At 44.1% G+C, this 16,510-nt stretch carries 13 protein-coding genes and 1 riboswitch; of the genes, 9 read left to right on the top strand and 4 right to left on the bottom strand.

Features of this window, described 5'->3' with window-relative positions:
• Nucleotides 1-147: 147 nt before the first annotated feature.
• Nucleotides 148-269: riboswitch (SAM riboswitch) on the top strand.
• A gap of 185 nt (nt 270-454) precedes the next feature.
• Complete coding sequence (gene metK / locus MHZ95_RS11715; protein ID WP_239390815.1) at nt 455-1,651, top strand: methionine adenosyltransferase; 1,197 nt, start codon at nt 455-457, stop codon at nt 1,649-1,651.
• 177 nt (nt 1,652-1,828) lie between these two features.
• Here metK and MHZ95_RS11710 read toward each other — a convergent pair whose 3' ends face one another.
• The 3 genes from MHZ95_RS11710 to MHZ95_RS11700 form a co-directional block, all read right to left on the bottom strand.
• Nucleotides 1,829-3,277, bottom strand: a complete 1,449-nt coding sequence (locus tag MHZ95_RS11710) for a CoA-acylating methylmalonate-semialdehyde dehydrogenase (protein WP_239390814.1) — start codon at nt 3,275-3,277, stop codon at nt 1,829-1,831.
• Between the two features lie 29 nt (nt 3,278-3,306).
• Nucleotides 3,307-4,500, bottom strand: a complete 1,194-nt coding sequence (locus MHZ95_RS11705; protein ID WP_239390813.1) for an iron-containing alcohol dehydrogenase — start codon at nt 4,498-4,500, stop codon at nt 3,307-3,309.
• Nucleotides 4,501-4,829: 329 nt separating this feature from the next.
• Nucleotides 4,830-6,629, bottom strand: coding sequence for a sigma 54-interacting transcriptional regulator (locus MHZ95_RS11700; protein ID WP_239390812.1), 1,800 nt, complete (start codon nt 6,627-6,629; stop codon nt 4,830-4,832).
• A 304-nt stretch (nt 6,630-6,933) separates the two neighbouring features.
• Between MHZ95_RS11700 and MHZ95_RS11695 the strand changes: the two genes are divergently transcribed.
• On the top strand, nt 6,934-8,088 hold the full coding sequence (locus MHZ95_RS11695) for an iron-containing alcohol dehydrogenase (protein ID WP_239390811.1): 1,155 nt from the start codon (nt 6,934-6,936) through the stop codon (nt 8,086-8,088).
• 146 nt (nt 8,089-8,234) lie between these two features.
• Here the strand turns inward: MHZ95_RS11695 and MHZ95_RS11690 are convergent, their stop codons facing one another.
• The gene (locus tag MHZ95_RS11690; protein WP_239390810.1) at nt 8,235-8,747 is read right to left on the bottom strand and encodes a gamma carbonic anhydrase; all 513 of its coding nucleotides are present in this window, start codon (nt 8,745-8,747) and stop codon (nt 8,235-8,237) included.
• A 118-nt stretch (nt 8,748-8,865) separates the two neighbouring features.
• On the opposite strand from MHZ95_RS11690, the gene MHZ95_RS11685 reads away from it, so the two are divergent.
• From MHZ95_RS11685 to crcB (MHZ95_RS11655), 7 genes are all read left to right on the top strand, one after another.
• Complete coding sequence (locus MHZ95_RS11685) at nt 8,866-9,654, top strand: alpha/beta hydrolase (protein ID WP_239390809.1); 789 nt, start codon at nt 8,866-8,868, stop codon at nt 9,652-9,654.
• Between the two features lie 139 nt (nt 9,655-9,793).
• A complete protein-coding gene (locus tag MHZ95_RS11680) occupies nt 9,794-10,378 on the top strand; it encodes a histidine phosphatase family protein (protein ID WP_239390808.1) in 585 nt (194 codons plus the stop codon).
• 160 nt (nt 10,379-10,538) lie between these two features.
• Complete coding sequence (locus MHZ95_RS11675; protein ID WP_239390807.1) at nt 10,539-12,539, top strand: methyl-accepting chemotaxis protein; 2,001 nt, start codon at nt 10,539-10,541, stop codon at nt 12,537-12,539.
• 163 nt (nt 12,540-12,702) lie between these two features.
• Nucleotides 12,703-13,230, top strand: a complete 528-nt coding sequence (gene lepB / locus MHZ95_RS11670) for a signal peptidase I (protein WP_239390806.1) — start codon at nt 12,703-12,705, stop codon at nt 13,228-13,230.
• 126 nt (nt 13,231-13,356) lie between these two features.
• Nucleotides 13,357-15,513 (top strand): ATP-dependent helicase, encoded by a 2,157-nt coding sequence (locus MHZ95_RS11665; RefSeq protein WP_239390805.1) that lies wholly within the window; start codon nt 13,357-13,359, stop codon nt 15,511-15,513.
• Between the two features lie 52 nt (nt 15,514-15,565).
• The gene (gene crcB / locus MHZ95_RS11660) at nt 15,566-15,943 is read left to right on the top strand and encodes a fluoride efflux transporter CrcB (protein WP_239390804.1); all 378 of its coding nucleotides are present in this window, start codon (nt 15,566-15,568) and stop codon (nt 15,941-15,943) included.
• Nucleotides 15,940-16,299, top strand: coding sequence for a fluoride efflux transporter CrcB (gene crcB, locus MHZ95_RS11655; RefSeq protein ID WP_239390803.1), 360 nt, complete (start codon nt 15,940-15,942; stop codon nt 16,297-16,299). Before crcB (MHZ95_RS11660) ends, crcB (MHZ95_RS11655) begins: the two co-directional genes overlap by 4 nt.
• Nucleotides 16,300-16,510 lie beyond the last annotated feature (211 nt).

Below are 16,510 nucleotides of genomic sequence, written 5' to 3'. Positions count from 1 at the left end.
TTGGGTAACATCACATTATGGAAATAGTATAACACATTTAACGGATTAGTCTATACTAATTCAAAGAACAATTACTTTGTACGCGAAAATTGAAAAAAGATTTGACATCAGTGACAATTTTCCGTAGGATGTATAGTTGAACGGATACTCTTATCCCGAGCTGGTGGAGGGGTCAGGCCCTATGAAGCCCGGCAACCTGCAATGACTTTTTTGTCAGCGCAAAGGTGCCAAACCTGTAGCAAGGCGTTTTTTGTCTTGTATGATAAGAGTGAAAGGTGCATTTAAAATCATGCCTTTCCTCATGTATTGACGTGAGCGAAAGGCTTTTTATATGAAATCGCCCTTAATCCTCGTGTATAGAGCTCGAAATGGCTTGAAGTCCGTTCTTCTGGAGGGCTTTACATGGGACATATGAGTACCGTATCAATCTCGTAGGATATAAGGAGGAACTGGAATGACAAACCGCCGACTGTTTACATCAGAATCGGTAACAGAAGGGCATCCGGACAAAATGTGTGACCAAATTTCGGACGCTATTTTGGATGCCATATTAGAAGAAGATCCCAATGCGCGTGTAGCGTGTGAAACGACGATTACAACTGGACTTGTCCTGATTGCAGGGGAAATCACGACGTCCACTTATGTCGATATTCCGAAAGTGGTTCGCGAAACTGTGAAAGGAATTGGCTATACACGTGCTAAATACGGATTCGATTGGGAGACCTCTGCAGTGCTAACTGCAATCGATGAGCAATCTCCTGATATCGCTGCAGGGGTTGACGAAGCGTTGGAGTCGCGTGAAGGCTCCATGACGGACGACGAGCTTGAAGCGATCGGAGCGGGCGACCAAGGGCTGATGTTCGGCTATGCTTGTAACGAAACACCTGAACTGATGCCATTACCGATCAGCTTATCCCATAAGCTTTCCCGTCGCCTTGCACAAGTGCGGAAGGACGAAACACTCGACTACTTGCGTCCCGATGGAAAAACGCAAGTGACTGTGGAATATGATGAAAACAATGTGCCAGTACGGATCGATACAATTGTCATCTCTACACAACATCATCCGGAAATCACACTTGAACAAATTCAACGCGATATTAAGGAAGTTGTTATTAACCCGGTCGTACCGGCTGAGCTGATCGATGACAACACGAAATACTTCATTAACCCGACAGGCCGCTTTGTCATCGGTGGACCTCAAGGGGATGCCGGTTTGACAGGCCGTAAAATCATTGTCGACACATACGGTGGGTATGCTCGCCATGGCGGCGGCGCGTTCTCGGGGAAAGATCCGACAAAAGTGGACCGTTCCGCTTCATACGCTGCACGCTATGTTGCTAAAAACATCGTCGCTGCAGGACTTGCAGATCGTTGTGAAGTTCAACTAGCATACGCGATCGGCGTTGCCCAACCCGTGTCGATTTCAATTGATACATTTGGGACAGGCACAGTTGCTGAAAGCGAACTAGTGGAATTCGTTCGTGAACTGTTTGACCTTCGTCCCGCAGGCATCATTCAAATGCTCGACTTACGTCGTCCAATTTACAAAGCGACAGCGGCTTATGGCCATTTCGGTCGCACGGATGTCGAATTGCCATGGGAACAAACGAACAAAGCAGAAGCATTAAAAAAACTAGCTGGACAATAATATATGAAGCCGGAAGAGCAGACGTGCATCTTCCGGTTTTTTTTCTGTGAAAAAACCTAATTGGGGGACCCCCTCATTCGTATTTTGCGGCTAGCGAGTGAAACAGAATAATGCATAAAAACAAGAAGTCACCCAATTCAAAGGATGACTTCCTGTTTTACTTTCCTATAAAAACACTTACCAACGCGCAGTTAACATTTTCCTTCTTGTATAAAATTCTATTCCGTCCGTTCCGTTCGCATGTAGATCTCCGTAAAATGAATTTTTCCATCCGGAGAATGGGAAGAATGCCATCGGGGCAGGTACTCCTAAATTCACTCCTAACATACCTACTTGGATATGTTCACGGAAGTAACGAACGTTGTGACCGCTTGCTGTAAACAAGCAAGCGCCATTGCCGAAATCGGATTTATTGGTCAACTCAATGGCCTCTTCAAGAGTTTCCACTCGGACGATTGAAAGGACAGGCGCAAAAATCTCTTCCTTCCAAATCCGCATATCTGTTGTGACATGATCAAAGATGGTTGGGCCGATGAAGTAGCCATCAGCTGTCATGCATGCGTCTTGACGTCCATCCCGAAGGAGAACCGCACCTTCTTCTTGCCCGGTTGCGATATAATCAACTGTTCGTGCCTTATGTTCCGGACGAATGACTGGCCCAAGGAAAGCCCCTTCATCTAAACCATTCCCGATAGTGATCGAATCTGCGGCTTCTTGAAGTTTTTCAATCAGGGGTTCTGCAACTTCACCGACCGCAATCACAACGGCACATGCCATACATCTTTCTCCTGCTGAGCCGTAAGCTGCACCAATAATTTCTTTGACGGAAGCATCCAAGTTTGCATCCGGCATGACGATGGAGTGATTTTTGGCACCGGCTAATGCTTGAACACGTTTCCCATACCCAGCACCTGTTTTATAAACATATTCCGCAACAGGCTGTGATCCTACGAATGAAATAGCAGGTATATCTTCATGGGAGAGAATTCCGTTCACCACATCATGTGCACCATGGACAATGTTGAAAACCCCATCTGGAAGTCCGGCCTCTTTAAAAAGTTCTGCTAAACGGTTCGCAAGCAGGGGTGTTCTTTCCGACGGTTTTAAGATAAATGTATTTCCGCATGCTATTGCGAGAGGGAACATCCAGCAAGGTACCATCATTGGAAAGTTGAAAGGAGTAATCCCGCCAATGACACCTACAGGATATCGATACATTCCGGATTCGATGTTTGTTGCAATATCAGGTAATTGTTTTCCCATCATAAGGGAAGGCGCGCCAGCAGCGAATTCTACACATTCAATTCCTCTTAGCACTTCGCCTTGAGCTTCCGTGAGGTTTTTCCCATTTTCGATGGTAATTAACTTTGCAAGTTCCTCACTCTGTTCAATGAGCAATTGTTGAAATTTGAATAGGATTCTAGCGCGTCTTGGAACGGGAGTTTGGCTCCAAGTGGAAAAAGCTTCCTTAGCTACTTTGGTAGCATCATTGACATCCTCGATTGTGGAGATGGGTACTTCAGCTAAAATCTCTCCGGTCGCAGGGTTTGGAACTGGAATATAATTGGTTGTTTTTGCTTCTACCCATTGGCCGTTAATGAAGTTTTTTAATCTATTTTCTGTCATCTATAGTTCCTCCTAGTTGTTCGTGGTTTTTAAGGACTGGTAATCTGAGTTGCAAACTGGTAATTATAAATAAGTTGGTACAGCTCTTCGATTTCTTTCTTAGACGGGACGCGAGGATTATTGGCAGGACTTCCACTACGAATTGCGTCCGTAGCCATTCTTTCAATATTTTTCAGATAGGTTTGTTGTTCAATTCCCAAGTCTTTCATATTCGGGATACCTAGTTCATAGCAAAGGCTTTTAATTTGTTTCACTGCAAGATCAGCCATTTCCCTGTCGCTGAACGATTGGGATTTTGAAAATATCCTTCCAATTGTCGCAAGCCTTTCTACGCACGAGTCTTTACTAAATTCCAGAACAGCGGGTAATAGCATGGCATTCGACTCGCCGTGTGCGACATGGAAAAGGGCGCCGATCGGACGGGACATCCCATGCACCAAGCAAACGGATGCATTTGAAAATGCCATTCCTGCGTACATGGATGCGGTGGACATCGCTTCTCGGGCAGCGAGATGAGTAGGCTCTTCATAGACGGTCTTGATATTTGAAACAATTAGCTCAATGGCCGATAATGCTAGCGAATCCGTCATCGGTTGGGCCCGTTTCGATAAATAGGCTTCAATTGCATGACTAAGTGCATCGATCCCTGTGGCAGCCGTCACTTTTTTAGGTGAGGATAAGGTCAGCACCGGATCCACAATAGCGACGGAAGGCATGAATAAGGGCTGCTTAATCATCATTTTTTCTTCATTTTGTGTGTTTGTAATAACAGTGACATCTGTCACTTCAGATCCTGTTCCGGCTGTTGTTGGAATGGCGATATGAGGAACCGGCAATTGTTCCACCTGTTTAGCGCTCCCCATATAGTCGCCGATGTAGCCGCTATTTGTAGCGAGAACAGCGACCGCCTTTGCAGTATCGATACAACTGCCGCCCCCAAGTGAAATAATCAGATCACATTTGCTTTTTTGGAATAAAGATAAAGCTTCCTGAACATATACATCCGTTGGCTCCGATATAACTCCCGTATAAATTTCTGCCTGAATCTGTTCATCTAGAAGATATTCGATACATTGATTGATATTCCCTAGACTTTCCATTATGGGATCGCTAACAATCAATGCTTTTCTTCCTCTTTGAACAGCTTCAGTTGCAACACGGTGAAATGATCCGCTTCCGTACAATACAACTTGCGGAGCTCTGAACACGTTGATGTTTACCAAACGACTCCCCCCTTTAGTTGATACACTACTACGTATATGCAAGAAACTTGCCATAAAAAAGACCATCCCGAATGTAACGGATGGTCCCAGATTGTAGACAAAGTTGTTTTTTACTTTGTCTACAATCTTTTTTAAAGTATATGCTGTAAATTAGGAATTCCCTCAGCCTGATTGAAAACGCTTGTCAGCCTAGGCGCGAAGTCGAGCGAAGACGCGAATCGAACTAGAGTTCATGAGTGGACGAGCGAGACGAGCAACAACGGATGCGAGCGTTTGTCAACAGGCTGAGACCATCCCGAATACAATGGATGGTCCTGTAGAGAAGAGGCTCATAAGCCATATTTTTTAAGTTTTTGATATAAAGTAGTTCGGTGGATGCCAAGCAGTTCTGCAGCTTTTGATTTATTGCCTTGTGCATTGTTTAAAGCTTGAAGGATCAGTACTTTTTCAACGTTATCATTTTTAGTTCTAAATTGATCGATCAAGGAATTCCTGTTTACATGTGCTATTTGTTGCGCATAGGAAGGGCTGTTCCTGATCATAGTTGGTAAATCGTCCAGTTCAATATGGTCTTTGTCTGTCATTGTGACGACATGTTCAACTGTATTGACGAGTTCACGAATGTTGCCTTTCCAATGGTAGGTCATTAGGGTCGCGACCACTTCCGAGGACAATGTTTTTTCAGGTAACTGATACTTTTTACAAATATCTTTTACATAATAAGCTAATAAGATCGGGATATCCTCCACTCGTTCACGAAGTGGAGGAAGGTGTAACCGGATAATATTCAATCGGTAATACAGGTCTTCGCGGAATTGACCGTTTTCCACCATTTCCTCTATATTTCGATTCGTAGCGGAAATGACGCGAACGTTGACTTTATACTTATTTACACTACCGACACGCTCGGCTTCCCTTTCTTGCAGGACCCGTAATAATTTTGTTTGCATGATTAAGGACAGCTCGCATATTTCATCGAGGAAGATGGTACCGTTTTGAGCAAGTTCAAACTTTCCCAGTTTCCCTCCTTTTTTTGCACCTGTAAATGCCCCTTCTTCATAGCCGAAAAGCTCTGATTCAAATAATTGTTCCGGGATGGCCCCACAGTTGACACTAATGAACGGACCATTGAAATAAGAGCTTTGTTGGTGAATATTTTTTGCAAACACTTCTTTACCCGTACCACTTTCACCGGTGATCAATACGGTGGCTATCGTTCTTGCGGCTTTCCTCGCAAGTCTTTTGATATCTTCTATATTTTCACTTGAACCGATAATTCGGCCAATCACCGTCGCATTGGTAGGCTGCTGTTTGGAAAGGGAAGGAGTGGAGGTGCCTTTCTCCTTTATTTTCTCGCTTTGCAATCGATCTAATATTTCATAGACTTCCGATACCCCTTCAAATATAAGCATGCCGATTGCGCCTACTACTACACCGTCTTTCCAAATAGGTATACGGTGGACAACCATTGGCTGACCTTGAATGATTTGCAATACCCCTCTATCAGGAGTTGCTGTTTTGACAGTCATATGCAGATTGGTATTTTCAATGACTTCTGTTACATGCCTTCCAATTGCATCTTTTCTTTTCACCCCGGTGAATCGACTATACGCTTCGTTAAATTCCAATAAAATTCCGTTCGAATCAACAACTGCTATACCCTCGTAAGCCCTTTCCAAAATAGCACTTAAAATCTCTGCATTGCTTTTTTCTTGTTGCAGCCGATGCATGTAATGGCTGATTGCGTTCAATACGTCATTTCTCGTTAAAATGCCAATCAGTTTATTGGAAGAATTGACGACTAAAAAACGTTGGTGTGAAATGGTTAAGAGATCTAAGATGTTCGTATTTTCCTGTATGATAGCGTGATTTTGTACATGCGCTGCGGAATTGATTGTCTGATGATGTTTTCCATGTAATAAGGCATGCATTAATTCGTTTACCGTAATGGTTCCCACCGGATAGCCTTTAGCATTGATAATCGGCAAGCAACTCAGTTCTAATTTTTCCACTAACCTTGCAGCTTCTTCATATGTTTTTCCGGTATCTAAGGTATGGGGAGGGGAGGTCATCCAGTTTCCCGCACAGAGTAGGTCCATTTTTGTATTGTCCATCGCTTGCGTTAACATAGTTGGTTTACTCATCCTTTCTATGTAATGAACGATCTGGAAGTTATTGAGTTTGGAATCATTTATTTGATTATTATAACATATCAATTTTTTATTCTTTCAATAGGGTAGGAGAGTATCCAATAAACTACTGAATTGTAGAGAAAAAACTACACTGTAGGGCTACATTGTGTTGTTTTTATGCTACAGAAAGGCAACTATCTCCTTAAACTTCGTTTGAATAGAATTGGCACGGTATTTGCATTTTAATTTTGAAGTACCCATGATTCGAGTTAACACTAAATCATTAAAAGGAGGAAATGTCATGTATGATTTTTTTATGCCGAATGTAAACTTTTTTGGCCGCGGTTGTGTGAGTGTGGTAGGGGAACGGTGTGAGATATTGGGAGGAACAAAAGCATTGATTGTAACGGATCGTTTTCTACGCGGCTTGGAAGACGGGGCGGTTTCGAGAGTGGCATCTTCATTGGAAGAAGCCGGCATAGCGTATACGTTTTTCGACGGAGTGGAACCCAATCCAAAAGATCATAATATTTACGACGGCTTGAAAATTTTCAAGGATGAGCAATGCGATTTGATTATTACAGTTGGTGGTGGCAGTGCCCATGACTGTGGGAAGGGAATCGGGATTGCAGCGAGCCATGAAGGGGATCTTTACGAAGACTACGCGGGAATTGAGAAGCTGACCAACCCACTCCCACCAATCGTTTGTGTGAATACGACCGCAGGCACGGCAAGTGAAGTGACTCGGCATTGTGTCATTACGCATGCTGAGAAAAAGATCAAATATGTGATTGTGAGTTGGAGAAACACACCGCTTGTCTCCATCAATGATCCAGAATTAATGGTAGGGAAACCACCTGCATTGACTGCAGCAACCGGTATTGATGCACTTACACATGCGGTCGAATCATATGTTTCGTTAGGAGCGAACCCTGTCACGGACGCAGTTGCCATTCAGGCGATTAAATTAATCTCACAAAATTTAAGACAAGCTGTTGCGTATGGACAGAATTTGGAGGCACGCGAAAATATGGCGCATGCTTCATTACTAGCTGGGATGGCCTTTAACAATGCCGGATTAGGCTATGTGCATGCGATGGCGCATCAGCTCGGCGGTTTATATGATATGCCACATGGTGTTGCGAACGCGATTTTGCTTCCACATGTAGAACGCTTTAATCTCATCTCCAATCTTCAGAAATTCGCAGACATTGCGGTATTCATGGGAGAAAATATTGAGGGGCTTTCACTTAGAGAAGCGGCAGATAAAGCGATTGAATCCATTAAAAAGCTTTGTCAAGATGTCAACATCCCATCAAGTTTAAGGGAGTTGGGCGTTAAAGAAGAGGATTTTGAATACATGGCAAAACTTGCCCTTCAAGATGGTAATGCGTTTAGTAATCCGATTCAAGGAACCGAGACGGATATTGTGAACATCTTTAAAGCGGCTTATTGAAATGAAACCTCGCCATTACAATTGTGTTAGCTTCGATTAGTTTGTTTGCATAGTCCAAAGTTCCTCCCTCTATTCTAGTGCAGCGCTGAACTAGAATAGAGGGATACCTTTGCTTGCCGCCCCTGATCAGGCGCTTACGCTTTTGTTCACTTCTGCAGACTCTTATAATACTGCCCTTTCTCCGCATATTCCCTAACAATTCGTTCCATATCGATTCGGTCCTCGTCGTTCAATTCACGGACGACTTTTGCGGGTGATCCCATCGCGAGTGAGTTCGAAGGGATTTTCTTGCCGGGTGGCACGAGGCTGCCGGCTCCGATGAATGCCCCTTCCCCGATTTCTGCACCATCCAAAATGATCGAGCCCATACCAATCAGAGCTCGTTTTTTCACTGTACAACTATGTAAAGTCACTTGGTGGCCCACTGTCACTTCATCTTCCAAGATGAGAGGGCGATTTGGACTTTGGTGAAGGCAACATAAATCTTGAATGTTCACTTTCCGTCCAATGATTGTAGGCGCTACGTCCCCACGGATGACCGTATTGAACCAAATGGATGATTCAGGACCTATTGTCACGTCTCCAGTAATGGTTGTATAATCTGCGATAAATACGGATGGATCGATTTTCGGTGTATGTTCATGAAATGGATAAATCATCGTGCCAACTCCTATTCGTTGAGTAGTGTATAATTATCTTAACAAAGTTCAAGTTTTTATTGAACGAATATCGGGAAAATAGCTAAACCGAGAATAAGGTGAGTAGGGGGAGAGCTCAATGTGGAAATGGGAAGCGGCAGGGCAACCGAAAGCAGTGGTAGCCCTTGTCCATAATGCGTACGAAGACCATAATCGATATGCGTGGCTCATTCAGAAACTGCGAAATAGCGGTTTTCATGTGGTGACTGGGGATTTGCCGGGTCACGGGGCCGACGCGGATCGGAAAATACACAATGAGTCATTTGATAAGTACGAAAAATATGTGAAGAAATTGATGACGGTCGGACTGGCGGATAATTTACCGCTATTTGTCATTGGCCATGGACTGGGTGCCACACTTGTCATGCATGCCTTGCAGAGAGGCAAGTTTGAGTGTGCAGGTTATATCTTCAGTTCACCATGGCTATCCCTTCTTCAACATCCGCCTAAATTTTCATCGGTTTTGACAAAATGGACTTCATCCATGAAATTGAATCATGAAATCGGCATTGAAATGCTGACACGGAATGTTGAGCTATATGTGGAAGCGGGCGAAAATCGGACGTATAATCCGATCGTTACAGCCACTTGGTATAAGGAATTGCAAACTTTCATGAAGACGGTCGTCCACCATGAAGGGGCTATCGACGATGTACCGATACTGGTCCACACGGCAGGCGAAGACAAAATTGCAGATATTACATTCGTGAAAAAATGGCTGCTACACCAGAATCTTTCCGAATTCCAGTATAAGGAGTGGAAATGGCTTTATCACGATGTTTATCAAGAGCCGGAACGTGAAGAAGTGTATTTGTATACGGAAGCCTTTATGCATAACGTATTAAGATCGCTTGGCTACGTCGTGTGAATAATAGGTTGAAAGTCCTGGTTCGCCGATTTTTCATATGCGAGCGCTGATATTTATCCTGTTAACGCTGATAACTTTCTAGAATAATGGATATCAAAAATTTTTACTGGAACAAGTGAACAATGGGAGGCTGTTTCTATTGACGACATTCGGATTTGTCAGACATGGCGTAACTGCCTGGAATAAAGAAAAAAGAGCGCAAGGAAGCTCGGATATCCCGCTTGATGAAGAAGGAATCGAGATGGCCGAGCGAGTTGCAGAGCGACTTTCCAGTGAACAATGGGATATCGTTTACACGAGTCCGCAACTGCGTGCAAAGCAAACTGCGGAGATGATCGCGGAGCGCCTGCCAAATTTGCCTTTCCACACCGACTTCCGTTTGCGAGAAGTGGGCGGAGGCTTGATTGAAGGGACGACAGAAGCAGAGCGCATTGCGAAATGGGGAGAGGCATGGAGGGAATTGGATTTAGGGACCGAACCGTATGAGGAGGTCATTGCCCGCGGTGCAGATTTTCTCGAGGAGATGAAAGAGAAGTATCCTGGTAAAAGGATCCTCGTCATCAGCCATGGCGGATTCATCTGGCGACTGTTAGGCGTGCTCATTCCTGAACGTGAATTTGAGAAGAATTTACAAAATACCTCCGTTACAGTAGTGGAAGTTCAAGAGGATGTAAACCTTTGCCATCTCTTTAATTGTACGAAACATTTAGACTCTAGTTTCTAATCTATATTATGGAAAGCGCCAGCTTTGGCGTTTTTTTTTATTTTTGCATAAATATTTTGTTTGTTGAAAATATTCTACCTTCTACTTGTTTTATCGCTTATAATAGGTACTATGATTCTTTTTTACCGTGAATAGATAGAACTAGGAATGAGGGGAGAAAATGAAGTCAATTAAAGGGAAATTGATTGTCAGCGTATTTCTGTTGCTTGTGATCGTTCTTTCGGTGGTGTATTTCTTAGTCAGCCATCAAGCGCAAAGACAGACGGAACAAGTGCTGATCAATCAAAGCAAAGTGGCGGTGGCGGAAATGAGCAGAGCCATAGAAAATCATATGTTGCAATATGAGAAAGCATTATATTTACTTACGGAGCACCCGTCAGTTATTGGGTTCATGGAGACACAGTATGGCGGAGGGAACGAAAGTGATTTAGATGAAGGAATTGAACAGGCATTCAACGAGTATATGGGACAATTGACGGATGCAGATTTGATGTATTTTGGGTTTGAAAATAAGTTTACGAAATTTGTTCCACATACAGAAATTCCGAATTTCAACCCGACGAGTCGTTTGTGGTATCAGACAGCTATTCAAGATCCAGATCAAGTCCATTGGTCATACCCGTATATCGATGCTGCTACAGGCGAGCATGTGATTACCGCGTCCAAAGCGATGAAAAGAAATCAAATCATCGTTGGTGTCATCGGGGTCGATATCGGTTTACGGAATATCACGGAACGAGTATCCACAAGTGATTTTGGATTCGATGGCTATCCGTTTTTATTTGACAGCAGGAATGGAGCAATGGTCCATCCTTCTCGACAATATGACGACAAAAGATTGGTCGATTTGTCTTATATGGAGGCTATATTTGATGTTAATAAAGCGGAAGGAGTCGGGTATTATCACGAAAATGACAATCAGATGATCGGCGTTTTTACTGAAGTCCCCCACTACGGTTGGACTGTCGGAGCTGCTTTCAACGAAGCATCCATTGTCGGATCATTTGATCAAGCAAAGCGCATCATCGTCCTTATATTCCTTGTTGCGGTGGTACTAATGATCGCTATTCTATGGTTCCTCATATCGGGGATTGTCAGTCCGATCCCTAAAATCCGCGAGGCGATGAACAAAGTGGCGGTTGGGGAATTGAATACGAAGATAGAAGTGAAAGCACAAGACGAATTCGGTCAACTAGCCTACAACTTCAACGAGATGACGGAAAAAGTTCGCAATGCGTTTACGGTCGTCCACCGTTCTGTCGATAAAGTCCGTTTTTCAGCAGAAGGATTAAGTGCTTCTGCGGAGGAAACGAATGCCGTCAGTGAACAAATAGCGGGTGCAATCGATGACATCGCTTCGGGTGCCACAACATCAGCCACTAATTCCGATGATGCCATGAAAACGATTCATTATTTGGACCATCAACTCATCAATATTCAGGAAAAAACAGACATGATGGCCAAAATCGCAGAAGACGCAGAAGAAGCCAACCAAAACGGGATTAGTCAAGTTGATCAGCTACAACATTCGTTTGATGATTGGAAATTGAATTTGCAATCGATGGCTGACGTCGTCAGTGATTTAGAATCGAAGTTTGGGGCAATCGGTGTAGTGATGGAAGCGATTACGCGAATTTCAGCCCAGACAAATTTATTGGCCCTGAATGCTAGCATTGAAGCAGCGCGTGCGGGAGAACAAGGGAAAGGATTTGCCGTCGTTGCGGATGAAGTCCGTAAATTGGCCGAACAATCCGCCCGTGCAACGGAGGAAGTGAAAGCGACGATCCAAGAATTGCAGAACGGTTCCCATCAAGTGTCTGTCCAAATGAGAGAAACCGGAGAAACATTTCAAACACAAGGAAAAGTCGTACAAGCAACACAGGAAACCTTTAGCAATATTTCGGACATGATGCATTCGTTGAAGCAATCCATCAACGCTGTATACGTTGAGGTGAACCACATTGTCGAACAGAAAGAAATTGCTTTAGAACCAATTAAAACATTGGCCGCGACCGCCGAAGAAACTGCGGCGGCGAGTGAAGAAATCAGCGCATCGTCGAATGAACAGCTCAGTGCGATCCGGCAAGTGGCAGAAGCCGCCGACGCATTGTCCAATCTGAGCGATGAATTATATACGACCATCAATCATTTTAAACTATGAACTAAAACGTCTTCCTGAAAAAGGAAGGCGTTTTTTCATACAGTAAGAAACTTTTTCGTATGGGCAAAAGTCCAGTATAAAGAATACAATACAATATCCTTTTTAGCCGAGTCCCGAATATATGGTAATATAAAAGATATCTAGACTGAACGGGGGATTTTCGATGAATGAAAAAGGGAAGCGTGAACTCATTTCTTGGATCCAATCGATTGCGATTGCTTTCATTATCGCCATTGTGATCCGCCAATTTCTCTTTACACCGGTCATCGTATCCGGTCAATCTATGGAACCGACATTTGAAAATGAGAATAAGATTGTCATTTCCAAAATCCATAAAGTTGACCGTTTTGATTTGATCGTCTTCCATGCACCTAACTCAGAGGACGATTTCATTAAACGGGTGATCGGTCTGCCTGGCGATGTCGTTATCATGAAAGATGACCGACTTTTCATTAATGGGGAAGAATACGACGAGGATTATATCCAAGCGAACAAAGATAAGCTTGCCGATGGGCAGAAATTGACGCAAGACTTTGAAGTGGAAGTGCCGGAAGGGTGTTACTTCGTTCTTGGCGATAACCGTCGGCATAGTACGGATAGCAGAATAATCGGTTGCATTGACGCAAGTTCCGTCGTTGGGGCAGTGAAATTCAGATTCTATCCATTTAAGGAAATCGGCATACCGAGATAAATGCCGATATGACACCTCTACACAGTACCCGTGTGGAGGTTTTTCTTCTTATGATAGGTTTGTTTCTTCAAATCGGCGTTCGTATGCTAAATTAGAAGAAGCGGAATTAAAAGGAGTTATAGCTGAATGATTGATTTTTTTGAACGGAAAAAGCAAGAACTGAATATAGAGTTGAATGAAGTCCAAAAGAAAGCGGTGCTGCAGACAGAGGGGCCGCTTCTTCTATTAGCATGTCCAGGTTCGGGGAAAACGACAACGATGATTATGCGAATCGGTTATTTGATCGAAGAGAAAAAGGTCGATCCGAAACGTATTAAAGCCATTACGTTTAGCCGGGCATCTGCGCGTGATATGGCGGAGCGGTTCACACGTTTTTTCCCGCAAAGCGAACCCGTCGATTTTTCGACGATCCACAGTTTGGCGTTCTCGATTGCGAGGACGTATTTAGAAAGAAGTGGAATGACCTTTGAACTGATCGAAGGGGGAGGAAAAGGGCGCCAGCCGGTAAATAAGGCTTTTTTGTTAAAAAATCTTTATAAAGAACTGCTCCATGATGATTGCACGGAAGATCAATTGGCGTCCCTATCGACTTTCATCAGTTCCATTAAAAACCGGATGATCCCATTAGCCGAGTGGGGAAAGCTGGATGGACCCGTTGAAAAAGCGGGACGGATTGCCAAGAAGTACGAGGAAGTGAAAACGCAGACAGCCGGACATTTACTATTGGATTTTGACGATATGTTGACGATCGCCGAACAAGCTCTCCGTGAGGATGAATCGTTGAATGAACGATTCTGCAATCGGTATGACTATGTGTTAACAGATGAAAGCCAAGATACGTCACTTGTCCAGCATCGGATTGTCGAGCATCTCGTCGCTTATCATGGCAATCTATGTGTCGTTGCGGATGATGACCAGTCCATATATACGTGGCGGGGAGCCGAGCCGGATTATCTACTCGATTTCAAAAAAGTGTATCCGGATGCTCAAGTGTTGATGATGGAACGGAACTATCGATCGTCCAAAGAAATCGTCGAAACAGCTTCAGCATTCATCAAACGGAATACGAAGCGCTATCCGAAAGAAATGCAGACGGAAAACGAAGCGAAAGGGCCTATTTTTATTAAACAATGGGATGATCCGAAACGGCAGTTGGAATATGTTACATACGAATTGCTTAGTGAAAAGGATTTAAGCGAGGTTGCCATTTTGTTCCGGAACAATTCCTCTTCTACGATGTATGTGAACGAGCTGCACCGTCGTGGCATCCCTTTTTATATGAAAGATGCGGATGATAAGTTTTTCTCCCATTGGATTGTGGAGGATATCTTGAATTTCATGCGCCTTAGCTTTAATGTGGAACGCAAAGATGTATTTTCTAAAATCATTATGAAAATGAATCTCTTCATTTCTCGGAATATGCTTAACAAATTTCAAAATACGGAAACAGCGGGAAATGTATTCGATGCATTTATTCAGACGGTGGATTTAAAAGAGAGCCAAGTAAAAAAACTGAAAGCCTATAAGGAAGGATACGCAATTATTCCGGAGTTGCGGCCGGATCGGGTCATCAAGGTGATCCGCCATGATTTAGGCTATGAGGCTGCCTTGAAAAGCAGAGCGGAAAAATTCGGGTTCCGTTTTGAAAGTTTGCTGGGTATTCTTGATACGCTCGAAGGAATTGCGGCACAACTACGGACGATGGTGGAGTTTGCCAATCGTTTGAAGGAACTTGAGCAAGCTGTCCAAAATGCGAAGTTCAATCCGCCGGACAATGCGGTGACCTTATCGACATTCCATAGTGCCAAAGGGCTTGAATTCCGTCGTGTCTTCATGATCGATTTGCTGAAAGGGATCATCCCATCGGAAGAAGATGAAGGGGATCGGGCGTTGATGGAAGAAGCGCGGAGGCTGTTTTATGTAGGCATGACGCGGGCGAAAGAAAAACTTGAACTGCTTTCTTACGGGCAAGATGACGGAAAAGCGAAAGAGGATTCACGCTTTTTGAATGAAGTGAGGGGACTGCTTCTGAAACCTGGAATGCAGGACAAAAGTGATAAGCCAGTGAAAATCACGAAAGCCAAACTTGCAATCAATCCGAATGGTATCCAAGACGGAAATGAGTTGAAAGCTGGGACGGCCGTCAAGCATCGCGTGTTCGGAAAGGGCGAAATCATCAAGCGGGAAGGCGATGAGATCCATATCCGATTCGGTGTCTCCGAAAAGCGTCTCGACCTGGATACTGTCCTTTCGCTTCGATTGCTTGAAAAGGTAGGGGGATGAAAGGGCTTATGGGTAATCCAAATACACGGCACAGTTACGGTAGAGTGGCAGTATGAAAAAGTTGCTATGGATCGGCTTGGCAGGTGTAGTAGGTGCGTGCGCAAGGACATTCATCGGACAGCTCGTGCACGTTGAAAGTGGTTTCCCTTTGGCTACATTTAGCGTGAATATGATCGGGACATTTTTATTGTGTTTCATTACGGCAGGGGCTTGTCGCAAATTGAATGTCTCCAAAGATTTGAAAGACGTTGTCACGACAGGGTTTCTCGGATCCTTCACCACATTTTCGGCTTTCGGGATGGAAACGGTTTTGTTCGTTGAAGCCGGTCGCTTATGGTTTGCGCTTTTCTATGTGGTCTGTAGCATCTGCGGAGGACTCGCCATCGGGATGCTCGGTTTTCAGCTAGGTGGAAAGCAGGTGAAAGAATGACGCTTTTGGATATGACAATGGTCGGTATCGGCGGATTCTTCGGTGCAATGATCCGCTATCTCTTTGCGAAACGATGGAACCGGGGTGACAAACTTCCAGCGGGGACATTGCTTGTAAACTTGAGCGGTGCGTTGTTGATCGGTATCGTTTTTGGCCTTGAATTACCGATGATGTGGACATTCTTGCTGGCATCCGGTTTTGCAGGTGCACTTACGACGTTTTCCACGTTGACGAAAGAGCTCATTGAAAATTGGCGGAATGGGAAAAAGAAGCAGGCTGTAGGTTATTTCCTGTCCACTTATGTAGGCGGAATGATGCTTGTTGTAGTCGGTTATACGATGGGAGGACACTTCTAGTATTGAAGCGTTTCGAAAATGCATATGACAATAAAGGAAGTCGGCGAATCATTTTTCGTGGACTTCTTTTTATCTTCGTTCAGCAGAAGACTCCCACCTCTATAGGTGGCGAGATGAATGCAGATTTGTATTCCTGTTCAGCGGGTGTCCAGACGCCCGCTGAACGAAGATAAAGCCTCCGGCGGATGTCACAGATTTTTTAGAGGAGCTT

Origin of the sequence: Sporosarcina sp. ACRSM (genome assembly GCF_022346545.1) — a bacterium.
Taxonomy (GTDB): domain Bacteria; phylum Bacillota; class Bacilli; order Bacillales_A; family Planococcaceae; genus Sporosarcina.
The sequence above is the reverse complement of the archived record's forward strand: the minus strand, read 5'-3'. Positions and strand labels throughout refer to the sequence as shown.

Bases quoted from the DNA above. Each gene is read 5' to 3' on its own strand.
- MHZ95_RS11710 (WP_239390814.1), bottom strand. From the start codon at position 3,277: ATGACAGAAAATAGATTAAAAAACTTCATTAACGGCCAATGGGTAGAA.
- MHZ95_RS11695 (WP_239390811.1), top strand. From the start codon at position 6,934: ATGTATGATTTTTTTATGCCGAATGTAAACTTTTTTGGCCGCGGTTGT.
- MHZ95_RS11690 (WP_239390810.1), bottom strand. From the start codon at position 8,747: ATGATTTATCCATTTCATGAACATACACCGAAAATCGATCCATCCGTA.
- metK (WP_239390815.1), top strand. From the start codon at position 455: ATGACAAACCGCCGACTGTTTACATCAGAATCGGTAACAGAAGGGCAT.
- MHZ95_RS11665 (WP_239390805.1), top strand. From the start codon at position 13,357: ATGATTGATTTTTTTGAACGGAAAAAGCAAGAACTGAATATAGAGTTG.
- MHZ95_RS11685 (WP_239390809.1), top strand. From the start codon at position 8,866: ATGTGGAAATGGGAAGCGGCAGGGCAACCGAAAGCAGTGGTAGCCCTT.
- crcB (WP_239390804.1), top strand. From the start codon at position 15,566: ATGAAAAAGTTGCTATGGATCGGCTTGGCAGGTGTAGTAGGTGCGTGC.
- lepB (WP_239390806.1), top strand. From the start codon at position 12,703: ATGAATGAAAAAGGGAAGCGTGAACTCATTTCTTGGATCCAATCGATT.
- MHZ95_RS11675 (WP_239390807.1), top strand. From the start codon at position 10,539: ATGAAGTCAATTAAAGGGAAATTGATTGTCAGCGTATTTCTGTTGCTT.
- MHZ95_RS11700 (WP_239390812.1), bottom strand. From the start codon at position 6,629: ATGTTAACGCAAGCGATGGACAATACAAAAATGGACCTACTCTGTGCG.
- crcB (WP_239390803.1), top strand. From the start codon at position 15,940: ATGACGCTTTTGGATATGACAATGGTCGGTATCGGCGGATTCTTCGGT.